Below are 15,408 nucleotides of genomic sequence, written 5' to 3'. Positions count from 1 at the left end.
CGGGCGGGCTGAGTTTCAGCCCCTCCGGCGCTTGAGGCGGGGGCCCCACGCCCGCCAGGGCGTAGGGGGTGGGGGCACCTCCCATGCCCGAAGGGCTATGGGGGGAGGGTTCGGGGCGGAGCCCCGACGAGCCCCGGGCGCCCGGCGCTTCCCCACGGTGCCGGGCGCCCGGTCCCGGCCCGCACTGTCACTGTGCGCCAGTAGGCTGGTCGACATGGCAGACCCCTCCAGCTACCGCCCCAAGCCGGGACAGATCCCCGACTCGCCGGGGGTCTACAAATTCCGCGACGAGCACCGCCGGGTGATCTACGTCGGGAAGGCCAAAAGCCTGCGCCAGCGCCTCGCCAACTACTTCCAGGACGTGGCGAATCTGCACCCGCGCACCGCCACCATGGTCACCACGGCGGCCTCGGTGGAGTGGACGGTGGTCTCCACCGAGGTCGAGGCGCTCCAGCTGGAGTACTCCTGGATCAAGGAATTCGACCCGCGGTTCAACGTCAAGTACCGGGACGACAAGAGCTATCCGTATCTCGCGGTCACCCTCAATGAGGACTTCCCGCGGGTCCAGGTGATGCGCGGCGCCAAGAGGAAGGGCGTGCGCTACTTCGGTCCGTACGGCCACGCCTGGGCGATCCGCGAGACCGTCGACCTGATGCTGCGGGTCTTTCCCGTACGCACCTGCTCGGCCGGGGTCTTGAGGAATCACCAGCAGAAGGGCCGCCCCTGTCTGCTCGGTTACATCGGCAAGTGCTCCGCGCCCTGCGTGGGCCGGGTCACCCCCGAGGAGCACCGCGAACTGGCCGAGGAGTTCTGCGACTTCATGGCCGGCCGCACCGGCACGTACATCCGTCGTCTGGAGAAGCAGATGATGGCGGCCGCCGAGGAGATGGAGTACGAGAGGGCGGCACGGCTGCGTGACGACATAGAGGCCCTCAAGCGGGCCCTGGAGAAGAACGCCGTCGTGCTCGCGGACGCCACCGACGCCGATCTGATCGCCGTCGCCGAGGACGAGCTCGAAGCCGCGGTGCAGATCTTCCACGTCCGGGGCGGTCGGGTGCGCGGCCAGCGCGGCTGGGTCACGGACAAGGTCGAGGCCGTCGACACCGCCGGCCTCGTCGAGCACGCACTCCAGCAGCTGTACGGCGAGGAGCGCGGCGACGCCGTCCCCAAGGAGGTCCTCGTCCCGGCCCTCCCCGAGGACAGCGACGCGGTCAGTCTGTGGCTGAGCGGCCGGCGCGGCTCGAACGTCTCGCTCCGTATCCCTCAGCGCGGCGACAAGAAGGACCTGATGGAGACGGTCCAGCGCAATGCCCAGCAGGCCCTCGCCCTGCACAAGACCAAACGCGCCAGCGATCTCACCACCCGCTCGCGCGCCCTGGAGGAGATCGCCGAGGCCCTCGGCCTGGACTCGGCGCCGCTGCGGATCGAGTGCTTCGACATTTCGCACCTCCAGGGCGAGGACGTGGTGGCGTCCATGGTCGTCTTCGAGGACGGCCTGGCGCGCAAGAGCGAGTACCGCCGTTTCCAGATCAAGGGCTTCGAGGGCCAGGACGACGTCCGCTCGATGCACGAGGTGATCAGCCGCCGCTTCAAGCGGTATCTGGCGGAGAAGGACAAGACGGGGGAGTGGATCGGCGACGACACCCCCGAGGATGACAGCAAGCCCAAGCGCTTCGCGTATCCACCCCAGCTCGTCGTCGTGGACGGCGGACAGCCGCAGGTGGCCGCCGCCCAGCGCGCCCTCGACGAGCTGGGCATCGACGATGTCGCCGTGTGCGGACTGGCCAAGCGACTGGAAGAGGTCTGGCTGCCGCACGACGACGACCCGGTGGTCCTGCCGCGCTCCAGCGAGGGGCTGTATCTCCTTCAGCGGGTCCGTGACACGGCTCACGACTTCGCCATCCGCTACCAGCGCTCCAAGCGGACCAAGCGCATCAGGACCAGCCCGCTGGACGCGGTCCCGGGTCTCGGTGAAACCCGGAAACAGGCGTTGATCAAGCATTTCGGCTCGGTGAAGCGGCTGAAGCAGGCGACAATCGAGCAGATCTGCGAGGTTCCAGGCATGGGCCGCAAGACGGCGGAGTCCGTCGTGGTGGCCCTCGCCCAGGCGGCTCCGGCCGCTCCTGCCGTGAATACGGCAACAGGAGAGATCATTGAAGAGAACGACGGGGGCAGCAGGACATGACTGAGCACGATGGAGACGGAGCAGCAGACGTGAGTACGGGCACCACGATCGAGCCCGGCGGGGCCGCGGACGCGGCAATCCCCGAGCTGGTGATCATCTCCGGAATGTCGGGCGCCGGGCGCAGCACGGCCGCGAAGTGTCTGGAGGACCTCGGCTGGTTCGTCGTCGACAACCTGCCGCCCGCGCTGATCCCCACCATGGTGGAGCTCGGCGCACGCTCGCAGGGCAATGTCGCCCGGATCGCCGTGGTCGTCGACGTACGCGGCCGGCGGTTCTTCGACAACCTTCGCCAGTCCCTCGCCGACCTGGACACCAAGCAGGTCACCCGGCGGATCGTCTTCCTCGAGTCCTCCGACGACGCCCTGGTCCGCCGCTTCGAGTCGGTCCGCAGGCCGCACCCCCTCCAGGGCGACGGCCGGATCGTCGACGGCATCGCTGCCGAGCGCGACCTGCTGCGCGAGCTGCGCGGCGACGCCGACCTGGTGATCGACACCTCCAGCCTCAACGTCCATGAGCTGCGCGCCAAGATGGACGCCCAGTTCGCGGGCGACGAGGAGCCGGAGCTGCGGGCCACGGTGATGTCGTTCGGATTCAAGTACGGACTGCCGGTCGACGCGGACCTCGTCGTGGACATGCGCTTCCTGCCGAACCCGCACTGGGTCCCGGAGCTGCGTCCGTTCACCGGCCTCAACGAAGAGGTGTCGAACTACGTCTTCAACCAGCCCGGCGCCAAGGAGTTCATCGACCGCTACACCGAGCTGCTCCAGCTGATCGCCGCGGGCTACCGCCGCGAGGGCAAGCGGTACGTGACCATCGCGGTCGGCTGCACCGGCGGTAAGCACCGCTCCGTCGCCACGTCCGAGAAGCTCGCCGCCAGGCTCGCCTCCGCGGGGATCGAGACCGTCGTTGTCCACCGGGACATGGGGCGCGAGTGACCGGACGTAACCTCCGTCTGCGGCGACTGCGCAGGTCCACGCACGCGCCGACCGGACGTAAGCGCGGCGCGCAGCCCAAGGTCGTCGCGCTCGGCGGCGGCATGGGCCTGTCCGCGTCGCTCACGGCCCTGCGCCGTATCACCGGCGACCTCACCGCGGTCGTCACCGTCGCCGACGACGGCGGCTCCAGCGGCCGGCTCCGCGACGAGCTCGGCGTGCTGCCGCCCGGTGACCTGCGCAAGGCCCTGGCGGCGCTGTGCGGCGACGACGACTGGGGCCAGACCTGGGCCCGGGTGATCCAGCACCGCTTCCAGTCCAAGGGCGACCTGCATGAACACGCGGTCGGCAATCTGCTGATAGTGGCGCTGTGGGAGCAGCTCGGCGACCATGTCCTGGCCCTGGACCTGGTCGGCAAGCTGCTCGGCGCGCACGGCAGGGTACTGCCGATGTCCGCCGTCCCGCTGGAGCTGCAGGCGCTGGTCCGGGGCCACGACCCGGCCCGCCCGAACGACGTGGAGACCGTGCGCGGCCAGGCGACCGTCGCGCTCACGCCCGGTGAGGTGCAGTCGGTGCACCTCGTCCCGCACGACCCGCCCGCCGTCCCCGAGGCCGTCGCCGCCGTCCTGGACGCCGACTGGGTGGTGCTCGGCCCTGGTTCCTGGTTTTCCTCGGTGATCCCGCATCTGCTCGTGCCAGAACTGCTGGACGCGCTGATCGAGACGAAGGCCCGCCGGGTCCTCTCCCTCAACCTCGCGCCGCAGCCCGGGGAAACAGATGGCTTCTCACCGCAGCGTCATTTGGAGGTTTTGGGACGACACGCGCCTAAACTCGCCCTGGACGTGGTGCTGGCCGACGAGGCCGCCGTGCCCGACCGTGAGTCCCTCGCCGACGCCGCAACGCGGCTCGGCGCCGCGGTCGAGCTGGCCCCCGTGGCCTCGCCCGACGGCGTTCCGAAGCATGATCCGGAGCTGTTGGCCGCCGCGTACGACCGTATTTTTCGGATGCATGGAAGGATCGGCCCATGGCGATGACGGCAGCGGTGAAGGACGAAATCTCCCGGCTTCCCGTCACCCGGACCTGCTGCAGAAAAGCGGAGGTCTCGGCGATCCTTCGGTTCGCGGGCGGGCTGCACCTGGTGAGTGGCCGCATCGTGATCGAGGCGGAGCTGGACACCGGCATCGCGGCGCGCCGGCTGAAGCGGGACATCCTGGAGATCTTCGGGCACAGCTCCGAGCTGATGGTGATGGCGCCCGGCGGACTGCGCCGCGGCTCGCGCTACGTCGTACGAGTCGTGGCCGGCGGCGACCAACTGGCCCGCCAGACCGGTCTCGTCGACGGCCGGGGCCGCCCGATCCGCGGGCTGCCCCCGCAGGTCGTCTCCGGTGCCACCTGTGACGCGGAGGCCGCCTGGCGCGGCGCGTTCCTGGCACACGGCTCGCTCACCGAGCCGGGCCGCTCCTCCTCGCTGGAGGTCACCTGCCCCGGCCCGGAGGCAGCTCTGGCTCTGGTCGGCGCGGCCCGCCGGCTCTCCATCGCCGCCAAGGCCCGCGAGGTACGCGGCGTGGACCGCGTCGTCGTGCGCGACGGGGACGCGATCGGCGCGCTGCTGACCCGCCTCGGGGCGCACGAGTCGGTGCTGGCCTGGGAGGAGCGGCGGATGCGCCGCGAGGTGCGCGCCACCGCCAACCGCCTCGCCAACTTCGACGACGCCAACCTGCGCCGCTCGGCGCGCGCCGCGGTCGCTGCGGGCGCCCGGGTGCAGCGCGCGCTGGAGATCCTCGGCGAGGAGGTGCCGGAGCACCTCGCCGCGGCCGGCCGGCTGCGGATGGAGCACAAGCAGGCTTCGCTCGAGGAGCTGGGTGCACTGGCCGACCCGCCGCTGACCAAGGACGCGGTCGCGGGCCGTATCCGCCGGCTGCTTGCGATGGCCGACAAGCGGGCCCAGGACTTGGGCATTCCGGGTACGGAGTCCAATCTGACCGAGGAAATGGCCGACGGTCTCGTCGGCTGAGTCCCTGCTGAGTCCTGCCTGAGCCGCGGCTGAGTCCCGCCTGATTCCCGACGGAGTTCCGGCTGAATGTCCACCGCCATGATCGACCCACCGCTGTCGGCGCCTTCCCGGCGCCGACAGCGGCGTTATGTCTATTTGTATGCTCTTGACATGATCATGAAGTGTCATGAGCCTGTCGTCTGTCCACTTTCGTGGCACACAAAAGAAAAGGGGGGCTCATGAGACGCAGAGCGAGATCGATCCTCGCCGCGGCTTCACTGCTGATGGCCGGACTGGTGGCGGCGCCGATCGCACAGGCGGAACAGGGGGGTGACGACGACGGACTCTCCGTATGGCACGCGAAAGTCAGCAAGGCCCAGGTCCCGCTGATCCTCGCGGCGGGCGCCGACGGACATGAACTCAGCGAGCAGGTGCCCGACAAGGGCACCGCCACCGTCGAGCTCTACCTCACCGAACAGCAGGCCGGCGAACTGCGCGAGCAGGGCATCGGCATCACCGAGCACACCGTCTCGGCCACGGCCGAGAAGCGCGCTGCCGCCGCGGGCGACGGCGTCTTCCGCCCGTACGGCGGCGAGACGGGCCTGAAGCGCGAGATCCTCGCCACCGCGCAGGCCAACCCCGCCCTCACCAAGGTCGTCAGCATCGGCAAGACCGTGGGGGGCCAGGACATCCTCGCCCTCAAGCTCAGCAAGGGCGCCAAGAAGTACAAGGACGGCTCCAAGCCCGCCACGCTGTATATGTCCAACCAGCACGCCCGCGAGTGGATCACCCCGGAAATGACCCGTCGGCTGATGCACCACTACCTCGCGGGCTACGGCAAGGACCCGCGGATCACGAAGATCGTCGACTCCACCGAACTGTGGTTCGTCATCTCGGCCAACCCCGACGGCTACGACTACACGTTCAAGGGCACCGCCGAGCGCCAGTGGCGCAAGAACCTCCGCGACAACAACGGCGACGGCAAGATCGCCCCCGGCGACGGCGTCGACCTCAACCGCAACTTCACCTACAAGTGGGGCTACGACAACGAGGGTTCGTCCCCCGACCCGGCCTCCGAGACCTACCGCGGTACCGGTCCGGCCTCCGAGCCCGAGACGAAGGCGCTCGACGCCTTCCAGAAGCGCATCGGCTTCGAGTACGGCATCAACTACCACTCCGCGGCCCAGCTGCTCCTGTACGGAGTCGGCTGGCAGGTCGCCACGCCGACGCCCGACGACGTCCTGTACGAGTCCCTCGCCGGTACGCCCCAGAACTCCGCCGTCCCCGGCTACCGCCCCCAGGTGTCCTCCGAGCTCTACACCACCAATGGCGAGGCCGACGGCCACGCGGCCAACGTCAACGGGATGATGATGTACACCCCGGAGATGTCGACCTGCGCCACCGCCTCCAGGATCGACCCCAACGACCCCTGGAACGCTGCCGACTGCGCATCCATCTTCACCTTCCCGGACGACGAGAAGCTGATCCAGCAGGAGTTCGCCAAGAACATCCCGTTCGCGCTCTCCGTCGCCGAAACCGCGGCCCACCCCGACCAGCCGTCCTCCTCGATCGGCCTGAAGGCCGCGGACTTCACCCCCGACGCCTTCACCACCTCCTACGCCCGCGGTGGCGACCAGGAAGTCTCCGTCATCGCGCGCAAGTCCGTACGCGACAAGGAGCTCAAGTACCGCGTCAACGGCGGACGTACGCACGACCAGGCACTCAGGGCCTGGAAGGGCGGCGAGGTCTACGGCGGCGACGACAACATCCGCTTCGACGAGTACCGCGCCAAGGTGCAGGACGGCGACGTCGGCGACAAGGTCGAGGTCTGGTTCACCGGTGAGACCAAGGCCGGACAACCCACCTCCAGCGAGCACTTCACCTACACGGTCGCCGAACGGCCGCGCGGCAACACCCTGGTGATCGCCGAAGAGGGCGGCACCACCCCGGCGCAGCACACCGCCGCCTACACCAAGGCCCTCGCGGACAACGGCCACAGGGCCGCGGTCTGGGACGTCGCCACGCAGGGCGTCCCGGACGCCCTCGGCGTGCTCGGCCACTTCAAGACGGTCCTCTGGTACACCGGCGCGGGACAGCCCTCCGCGGCGACCACGGGCGCCGTACGGGACTACCTCAACGAGGGCGGGAAGCTGATCAACGCCGGTGAGCTGGCCGGCGGCGACGTCGACCTCGGCGGGGCCGACTCCAACGACTTCGCGCAGTACTACCTAGGCGCGTACAACCGCGTCGGGCTGAAGTCCCCGTTCTCCTTCGCGGGCACCGGAAGGCTCGCGGGCGCGCAGGCCTCACTCGCCGCCGCGGCCGGGAACCCGCTCGACCTGGCCGGGGCGTACACGATCACCTCGGACACCCTGAAGCCGGACCAGTTCCCGCAGTTCAAGAGCGCTGCCGCGGGCGGCTACCCGGGCATCCGCACCCCGTTCGAGCCTGCCGACGGCTCCTGGTTCGCGGCGGCGAAGCACGAGGACGACGCGTATATGCGGCTGTCGCGCACCGTGGATCTGACCGGTACCGCGGCCGGTGCCAAGCCGAGCCTGCAGTTCCAGCTCAGCCATGACACCGAGCGCGGCTACGACAATGTCGTCGTCGAGGCGCACACGGTCGGCCAGGACGACTGGACGACCCTGCCGGACGCCAACGGCGGCACCACAACCCAGGTGCCCGTCCAGTGCGAGGAGGGCTTCTACGTAGAGGGCCACCCCTTCCTCGCCCACTACCTGACCGTCGCGGAGAGCGGCTGCACGGCGACCGGCACCACCGGCGCCTGGAACCGCTTCACCGGCTCCTCCAACGGCTGGCAGCCCGTCTCCGTCGATCTCAGCGCCTACGCGGGCAAGCAGGTCGAGCTCTCCATCTCGTACGTCACGGACCCGGGCACCGGCGGAATCGGCGCCTTCGTCGACGACACCAAGCTCGTCGTCGGCGGCACCCCGCAGGGTCCCGAGGGCTTCGAGACCGCGCTCGGCCCGTGGACCGTCGCGGGACCGCCGGCCGGCAGCCCCGGCAACACCGGCGACTGGGCACGCGCCCAGGCTCTGTTCCACGCCCATGCGGCCGTCACCACCCGGGACACCGTGCTCATCGGCTTCGGCCTGGAGCATGTGCCCGGCGCGGCCGACCGCAAGCAGCTCATCGGAAAGGCTCTCAGCGCGCTCCGACGCTGACGCTGCGTAGCCGGAACGGCGGTCCGTGGCACCTACTGGGAAGTACGGACCGCCGTGCCACGCACGGAGCCACTCGATGTCACTCCGGGGCCCTCATGGAGGTAGGGTCGTAGGCGGTCGGGGACATCCCATACAACTCGCCGGCGTCTAAAACCGGCGTACCAACGAGGAGATCGGTTCGTGACGATCCGCGTAGGCATCAACGGCTTTGGCCGCATCGGTCGTAACTACTTCCGCGCGCTGCTGGAGCAGGGTGCAGACATCGAGATCGTGGCTGTCAACGACCTGGGTGACACTGCGACCACGGCCCACTTGCTGAAGTACGACACCATCCTGGGCCGCCTCAAGGCCGAGGTGACCCACACCGCCGACACGATCACGGTCGACGGCCACACCATCAAGGTGCTCTCCGAGCGCAACCCCGCCGACATTCCGTGGGGCGAGCTGGGCGTCGACATCGTCATCGAGTCGACCGGCATCTTCACCAAGAAGGCCGACGCCGAGAAGCACATCGCCGGCGGCGCCAAGAAGGTCCTCATCTCGGCTCCGGCCAAGAACGAGGACATCACCATCGTGATGGGCGTCAACCAGGACAAGTACGACGCGGCCAACCATCACGTCATCTCCAACGCCTCCTGCACCACCAACTGTGTGGCGCCGATGGCCAAGGTTCTCCTGGAGAACTTCGGCATCGTCAAGGGCCTGATGACCACGGTCCACGCGTACACGAACGACCAGCGCATCCTGGACTTCCCGCACTCGGACCTGCGCCGCGCCCGCGCCGCCGCCGAGAACATCATCCCGACCACCACCGGTGCCGCGAAGGCCACCGCGCTGGTCATCCCGGAGCTGGCGGGCAAGCTCGACGGCATCGCGATGCGCGTCCCGGTCCCCACCGGCTCCGTGACCGACCTGGTGATCGAGCTCGAGCGCGAGGTCACCAAGGACGAGGTCAACACCGCGTTCCAGAAGGCGGCCGAGGGTCAGCTCAAGGGCATCGTGGACTACACCGAGGACCCGATCGTCTCCTCGGACATCGTCAACTGGCCCGCCTCCTGCACCTTCGACTCCTCCCTGACCATGGTCCAGGGCAAGAACGTCAAGGTCATCGGCTGGTACGACAACGAGTGGGGCTACTCCAACCGTCTCGTGGACCTCACGGTCTTCGTCGGCGGCCAGCTCTGATCTGCAACGAGAGCACCACGATGTGAGCGACAGGGCTCGGGCAGCGCAACGCAGCGCGGTTCGAGCCCTTCGCACGTCCCAGCCCTCTGAGGAGCCCTACACATGAAGACGATCGACCAACTTCTCGCCGAAGGGGTCGCCGGTAAGCGGGTATTCGTCCGCGCCGACCTCAATGTGCCGCTCGACGGCACCACGATCACCGACGACGGCCGCATCCGCGCCGTAGTGCCGACTGTCACCAAGCTCGCCGAGGCGGGCGCGCGCGTCGTCGTCGCCTCCCACCTGGGCCGCCCCAAGGGCGCCCCCGACCCGGCCTTCTCGCTCGCCCCCGCGGCCGCGCGGCTCGGTGAACTGCTCGGCGCCGATGTCGCCTTCGCCACCGACACCGTCGGCGAGTCGGCCAAGGCCGTCGTCGCGGGCCTCGCCGACGGCCAGGTCGCCGTCGTCGAGAACCTCCGCTTCAACGCCGGCGAGACCAGCAAGGACGACGCCGAGCGCGGCGCCTTCGCCGATCAGCTCGCCACTCTTGCCGATCTGTACGTGGGCGACGGCTTCGGCGCCGTACACCGCAAGCACGCCTCGGTGTACGACCTCCCGGCCCGCCTGCCGCACGCCGCCGGCTACCTCATCGCCACCGAGGTCGGTGTCCTGAAGAAGCTCACCGAGGACGTCAAGCGCCCGTACGTCGTCGTCCTCGGCGGCGCCAAGGTCTCCGACAAGCTCGGGGTCATCGACCACCTCCTGGAGAAGGCCGACCGCATCCTGATCGGCGGCGGCATGGCGTACACCTTCCTCAAGGCCCAAGGGCACGAGGTCGGCATCTCGCTGCTGCAGGCGGACCAGATCCCGGCGGTCCTGGAGTACCTGGAGCGGGCCAAGGCGAAGGGCGTGGAGTTCGTGCTCCCCGTCGATGTCCTGATCTCGACCGAGTTCCCGGACCTGAAGACCAAGGCTCCGGCCAACCCGTCCGTCGTCGCCGCGGACGCGATCCCGGCCGACCAGGAGGGTCTGGACATCGGTCCCGAGACCCGCAAGCTGTACGCATCGAAGCTCGCCGACGCGGCCACCGTCTTCTGGAACGGTCCGATGGGCGTCTTCGAGCACCCCGACTACGCCGAGGGCACCAAGGCCGTTGCCCAGGCGCTCGTCGACTCCCCGGCGTTCTCGGTCGTCGGCGGTGGCGACTCCGCCGCGGCCGTCCGGATCCTGGGCTTCGACGAGAAGGCATTCGGCCACATTTCGACCGGTGGCGGCGCGAGCCTCGAGTACCTCGAGGGCAAGACGCTTCCCGGCCTCGCCGCACTGGAGGACTGACCCTCAATGACTGCTCTTGAAAACGGCCGCACCCCGCTGATGGCGGGCAACTGGAAGATGAACCTCAACCACCTCGAGGCCATCGCCCATGTCCAGAAGCTCGCTTTCGCCCTGGCGGACAAGGACTACGACGCCGTGGAGGTCGCCGTACTGCCGCCCTTCACCGACCTGCGGTCCGTGCAGACCCTGGTCGACGGCGACAAGCTCAGGATCAAGTACGGCGCGCAGGACGTCTCCGCGCACGACTCCGGCGCGTACACCGGCGAGATCTCGGGCCCGATGCTGTCCAAGCTGAAGTGCACCTACGTCGCCGTGGGCCACTCCGAGCGCCGGCAGTACCACGCCGAGACGGACGAGCTCTGCAACGCCAAGGTGAAGGCCGCCTTCCGGCATGGCCTGACCCCGATCCTCTGCGTCGGTGAGGGCCTGGACGTCCGCAAGGCCGGCCAGCAGGTCGAGTACACGATCACGCAGCTCGACGGCGGACTGAAGGACATCCCGGCCGAGCAGGCCGAGTCCATCGTGATCGCGTACGAGCCGGTGTGGGCCATCGGCACCGGCGAGGTCGCCACCCCCGAGGACGCGCAGGAGGTCTGCGGGGCGATCCGCGGGCGTCTTGCCGAGCTGTACTCCCAGGAGCTGGCCGACAAGGTCCGCATCCAGTACGGCGGCTCGGTGAAGTCCGGGAACGTCGCCGCGATCATGGCGCAGCCCGATGTGGACGGTGCTCTGGTGGGCGGTGCGGCGCTGGACGCGGACGAGTTCGTCAAGATCGTCCGGTTCCGCGACCAGTAAGTATGCGGTAGCGCGGATCCGTCGTACCCTTGCGGGGGCCTGAGGCTTTTCCGAGCCCGGGCCCCCGTCGTCCATTTCAGTCCGAGGAAGTTGGTCCAGCCGTGATTATGGGGTTTTCGATCGCCCTGATCGTCTTCAGCCTGCTGATGATGCTGCTGGTGCTGATGCACAAGGGGAAGGGCGGCGGCCTCTCCGACATGTTCGGTGGCGGTATGCAGTCCTCAGTAGGCGGCTCCTCGGTCGCCGAGCGCAACCTCGACCGCATTACGGTGGTCGTCGGTTTGCTGTGGTTTGCGTGCATTGTCGTACTTGGGCTGCTGATGAAGCTGGACAGCTGACCCGTCGCCGTCAGCGTCTGGGTGCGGGGTGTAACTCCAATCACTGGACGCACGTTGGGCCTTACGTAGACTGGGGCATCTTCGAGCACCATCACGCAGGGAGTTACGACCGTGGCAAGTGGCAACGCGATCCGGGGAAGCCGGGTCGGAGCGGGGCCGATGGGTGAGGCCGAGCGGGGCGAGTCCGCGCCGCGCCTGCGCATCTCCTTCTGGTGCTCGAACGGGCACGAGACGCAGCCGAGCTTCGCCAGCGACGCACAGGTTCCGGATACTTGGGACTGTCCTCGCTGCGGGTTCCCGGCCGGACAGGACCGGGACAATCCGCCGGACCCGCCGCGCACCGAGCCGTACAAGACGCACCTCGCCTATGTACGCGAGCGGCGCAGCGACGCGGACGGCGAGGCGATCCTCGCCGAGGCGCTCGCGAAACTGCGGGGCGAAATCTAGAAGTTGTTACCGGCCGGATGCCTGTGGGCGTCCGGCCGGAGTGCGTTCGCGGCTGATTGTCAGTGGCACCCTCTACGGTTCTGAATCAACGGACCGGACGGGGGATGTTGTGACGGCGACCGAAGCTGTGCAGACGCGAACACCCGCGTGGCGCGGAGGGTTCGGACGGCTGTGGACGGCCGCCGTCGTCTCGAAACTCGGCGACTCGCTGCGGATCGCCGCGATGCCGCTGCTTGCCGCCTCGCTGACCGACGACCCCCTCCTCATCGCCTCGGTGACGGCGTGCGGTTATCTGCCCTGGCTGCTGTTCGGCCTGCTGGGCGGCGCCGTCGCCGACCGGGTGGACCAGCGGCGGGCGATGTGGGCCGTTGATCTGCTGCGCGGCCTGCTGATGGCGGGCTTCGCGGGCGCGGTATGGCTGGACCTGGGATCCATAGCGCTGCTGCTCGCGCTGGCCTTCGCCCTCACCACGCTCCAGACACTCTTCGACAACGCCGCGACGGCCCTGCTGCCCTCGCTGGTGCCGGCCGAGGCGCTGATCAGCGCCAATGCCCGGCTGATGACCGCACAGCAGATCGTCGGGGGCTTTGTGGCCGCGCCCCTGGTTCCGGTGCTGCTCGTGGTGGGCGCCGCCATGCCGTACGCAGCGGATGCGGCTACCTATGTCGTGGCGGCTGCGCTGGTGGCATCCCTGCGCGTCGGGGCGCCGGAGCGGGACCCCAGACCGGCCGGGAGCACCCTGCGCGGGGAGATCGGGGAAGGGCTGCGCGGCCTGTGGCGGGATCGGGCACAGCGCGGGCTCTGCATCGCCACCACACTCTGCAACATCGGCATGGGCGCGCTCATCGCCACCCTCGTCGTCCATGTCACCGGCTGGCTCGGCGCGGGGGCCGGCGGATACGCGGCGGTGATCACTGCCTTCGGGGCCGGCAGCGCGGCGGGCGGCCTGCTGGCCCGCAGGCTGGCCGACCGGATCGGGCGAATACGGAGCGTGTTCGCCGCCGGGCTTGTGCAGACCGGATGCCTGGTCGCCATGGGGTCCGTGCGTGCGCTGTGGGTCACGATCGCCGCGATAGCGGTGTTCGCGGTCATGGGCATGGTGTGGAACGTCAACCAGACGACGCTGATCCAGGAGTGCAGCCCGGCGCAGCTGCTGGGCCGGATCAGCTCTGCCTTCCGTACGCTCGCGGTCGCCGGCGCTCCGCTCGGCGCGCTGCTCGGCGGAGCGGCGGCGGCCGCCTGGGGACCGAACACACCCGCCTTGCTGGCGGCCGCACTGTTCATTCCGGCAGTCGCATCGCTCGCCCCGCTGATCAATTAGGTTGGAGACGCAGCGGGGCACGCAGGCAGGTACGAGAAGAAGTGGGCTGATGTCCAGTATGAATGCAGAAGGCCGTACCAGGCTCAATCAGACGCCCGAATGGACTGCTCTCGGCAAGCACCGCGAGCAACTCGGACAGACGCATCTGCGGGAGCTGTTCGCAGCCGACCAGGCGCGCGGCAGCCGGTACACCCTCCAGGTCGGCGATCTCTACCTCGACTACTCCAAGCATCTGGTGACCGACGAGACGCTGGCGCTGCTGCGCGAGCTGGCCGAGGCCACCAACGTCGCCGAGCTGCGGGACGCGATGTTCCGCGGTCAGAAGATCAACACCACCGAGGACCGCGCCGTTCTGCACACGGCGCTGCGCGCCCCGCGGGATGCCGTGATCGAGGTGGACGGCGAGAACGTGGTGCCGGCGGTGCACATCGTGCTCGACAAGATGACCGCCTTCTCCGACCGCGTCAGGTCGGGCAAGTGGACCGGCCACACCGGCAAGCCCATCAAGAACGTGGTGAACATCGGCATCGGCGGCTCCGACCTGGGCCCGGCCATGGCGTACGAGGCGCTGCGCTCCTACACCGCACGCGATCTGACGTTCCGTTTCGTGTCGAATGTCGACGGAGCCGATCTGCACGAGGCCGTAAGGGACTTGGACCCGGCCGAGACGCTCTTCATCATCGCCTCCAAGACCTTCACCACCATCGAGACCATCACCAACGCCACCTCCGCCCGTGACTGGCTCCTCACCGAGCTGAAGGCCGGTCAGGAGGCCGTCGCCAAGCACTTCGTGGCGCTGTCCACGAACGCCGAGAAGGTCTCCGACTTCGGCATCGACACGGCGAACATGTTCGAGTTCTGGGACTGGGTCGGCGGGCGCTACTCCTTCGACTCCGCGATCGGCCTCTCGCTGATGATCGCGATCGGCCCGGACCGCTTCCGCGACATGCTCGCCGGCTTCCACCTGGTCGACGAGCACTTCCGTACGGCTCCGGCGGAGGCCAACGCGCCGCTGCTGCTCGGCCTGCTGGGCGTCTGGTACGGCGAGTTCTTCGACGCGCAGTCGCACGCGGTGCTGCCGTACTCCCACTATCTGAGCAAGTTCACCGCCTATCTCCAGCAGCTCGACATGGAGTCCAACGGCAAGTCCGTGGACCGCGAGGGCAACCGCGTCGAGTGGCAGACCGGTCCGGTGGTCTGGGGCACGCCCGGCACCAACGGACAGCACGCGTACTACCAGCTGATCCACCAGGGCACCAAGGTCATCCCGGCGGACTTCATCGGCTTCGCCAAGCCCGTCGGGGATCTGCGGCCCGGTCTGGTCGCCCAGCACGATCTGCTGATGGCCAACTTCCTCGCACAGACGCAGGCGCTCGCCTTCGGCAAGACGCCTCAGGAGGTACGGGCGGAGGGTGTGCCCGAGGAACTGGTGGCGCACAAGACGTTCCAGGGCAACCACCCCACGACCACGATCCTCGCCAACGAGCTCACGCCTTCCGTGCTCGGCCAGTTGATCGCGCTCTACGAGCACAAGGTGTTCGTCCAGGGCGCCATCTGGAACATCGACTCCTTCGACCAGTGGGGCGTCGAGCTCGGCAAGGTGCTCGCCAAGAAGATCGAGCCGGTGCTCACCGAGGGGACAGGCGGGGAGCAGCTGGACAGCTCGACCGCGACGCTGGCCGCCAAGTACCGCACGCTGCGGGGTCGTTGAGC

At 68.8% G+C, this 15,408-nt stretch carries 12 protein-coding genes; all 12 read left to right on the top strand.

Going from position 1 to position 15,408, the window contains the following annotated elements; translation table 11 throughout:
- Positions 1 to 214: 214 nt before the first annotated feature.
- The 12 genes from uvrC (at position 215) to pgi (ending at position 15,406) form a co-directional block, all read left to right on the top strand.
- Positions 215 to 2,185 carry an excinuclease ABC subunit UvrC gene (uvrC, locus tag ACZ3H8_RS11580; protein ID WP_467400325.1) on the top strand — a complete coding sequence of 657 codons (1,971 nt, stop codon included), beginning with the start codon at positions 215 to 217 and terminating at the stop codon, positions 2,183 to 2,185.
- Positions 2,182 to 3,120, top strand: coding sequence for an RNase adapter RapZ (rapZ, locus tag ACZ3H8_RS11575; RefSeq protein ID WP_467400323.1), 939 nt, complete (start codon positions 2,182 to 2,184; stop codon positions 3,118 to 3,120). Before uvrC ends, rapZ begins: the two co-directional genes overlap by 4 nt.
- Complete coding sequence (locus tag ACZ3H8_RS11570; protein WP_398988085.1) at positions 3,117 to 4,151, top strand: uridine diphosphate-N-acetylglucosamine-binding protein YvcK; 1,035 nt, start codon at positions 3,117 to 3,119, stop codon at positions 4,149 to 4,151. The genes rapZ and ACZ3H8_RS11570 overlap by 4 nt, the downstream gene beginning before the upstream one ends.
- Positions 4,142 to 5,131: a DNA-binding protein WhiA gene (gene whiA, locus ACZ3H8_RS11565; RefSeq protein ID WP_215093490.1), complete on the top strand. Its 990-nt coding sequence runs from the start codon at positions 4,142 to 4,144 to the stop codon at positions 5,129 to 5,131. The genes ACZ3H8_RS11570 and whiA overlap by 10 nt, the downstream gene beginning before the upstream one ends.
- Positions 5,132 to 5,349: 218 nt before the next feature.
- Positions 5,350 to 8,295 carry a M14 family metallopeptidase gene (locus ACZ3H8_RS11560; RefSeq protein ID WP_467400320.1) on the top strand — a complete coding sequence of 982 codons (2,946 nt, stop codon included), beginning with the start codon at positions 5,350 to 5,352 and terminating at the stop codon, positions 8,293 to 8,295.
- Positions 8,296 to 8,475: 180 nt separating this feature from the next.
- Positions 8,476 to 9,480: a type I glyceraldehyde-3-phosphate dehydrogenase gene (gap, locus tag ACZ3H8_RS11555; RefSeq protein ID WP_467400317.1), complete on the top strand. Its 1,005-nt coding sequence runs from the start codon at positions 8,476 to 8,478 to the stop codon at positions 9,478 to 9,480.
- Positions 9,481 to 9,582: 102 nt separating this feature from the next.
- Entirely contained in the window at positions 9,583 to 10,794 is a 1,212-nt protein-coding gene (locus tag ACZ3H8_RS11550; RefSeq protein ID WP_467400314.1) for a phosphoglycerate kinase, read from the top strand.
- A 6-nt stretch (positions 10,795 to 10,800) separates the two neighbouring features.
- Positions 10,801 to 11,589 (top strand): triose-phosphate isomerase, encoded by a 789-nt coding sequence (gene tpiA / locus ACZ3H8_RS11545; protein ID WP_467400311.1) that lies wholly within the window; start codon positions 10,801 to 10,803, stop codon positions 11,587 to 11,589.
- 107 nt (positions 11,590 to 11,696) lie between these two features.
- Positions 11,697 to 11,927 carry a preprotein translocase subunit SecG gene (secG, locus tag ACZ3H8_RS11540; protein WP_215093480.1) on the top strand — a complete coding sequence of 77 codons (231 nt, stop codon included), beginning with the start codon at positions 11,697 to 11,699 and terminating at the stop codon, positions 11,925 to 11,927.
- Positions 11,928 to 12,038: 111 nt separating this feature from the next.
- On the top strand, positions 12,039 to 12,374 hold the full coding sequence (locus ACZ3H8_RS11535) for an RNA polymerase-binding protein RbpA (RefSeq protein WP_003957010.1): 336 nt from the start codon (positions 12,039 to 12,041) through the stop codon (positions 12,372 to 12,374).
- Between the two features lie 109 nt (positions 12,375 to 12,483).
- Entirely contained in the window at positions 12,484 to 13,695 is a 1,212-nt protein-coding gene (locus ACZ3H8_RS11530; protein WP_467400308.1) for an MFS transporter, read from the top strand.
- A 58-nt stretch (positions 13,696 to 13,753) separates the two neighbouring features.
- Positions 13,754 to 15,406 carry a glucose-6-phosphate isomerase gene (pgi, locus tag ACZ3H8_RS11525; RefSeq protein ID WP_467401268.1) on the top strand — a complete coding sequence of 551 codons (1,653 nt, stop codon included), beginning with the start codon at positions 13,754 to 13,756 and terminating at the stop codon, positions 15,404 to 15,406.
- The last annotated feature ends 2 nt before the right edge of the window (positions 15,407 to 15,408 follow it).

It is taken from the genome of Streptomyces sp. NPDC002868, from assembly GCF_055563295.1.
This window is presented reverse-complemented; position numbering and strand designations above follow the sequence as displayed.

Coding starts and splice junctions, on each gene's coding strand:
- secG (WP_215093480.1), top strand. CDS start 11,697: ATGGGGTTTTCGATCGCCCTGATCGTCTTCAGCCTGCTGATGATGCTG.
- uvrC (WP_467400325.1), top strand. CDS start 215: ATGGCAGACCCCTCCAGCTACCGCCCCAAGCCGGGACAGATCCCCGAC.
- rapZ (WP_467400323.1), top strand. CDS start 2,182: ATGACTGAGCACGATGGAGACGGAGCAGCAGACGTGAGTACGGGCACC.
- ACZ3H8_RS11560 (WP_467400320.1), top strand. CDS start 5,350: ATGAGACGCAGAGCGAGATCGATCCTCGCCGCGGCTTCACTGCTGATG.
- pgi (WP_467401268.1), top strand. CDS start 13,754: ATGAATGCAGAAGGCCGTACCAGGCTCAATCAGACGCCCGAATGGACT.
- tpiA (WP_467400311.1), top strand. CDS start 10,801: ATGACTGCTCTTGAAAACGGCCGCACCCCGCTGATGGCGGGCAACTGG.
- whiA (WP_215093490.1), top strand. CDS start 4,142: ATGGCGATGACGGCAGCGGTGAAGGACGAAATCTCCCGGCTTCCCGTC.
- ACZ3H8_RS11550 (WP_467400314.1), top strand. CDS start 9,583: ATGAAGACGATCGACCAACTTCTCGCCGAAGGGGTCGCCGGTAAGCGG.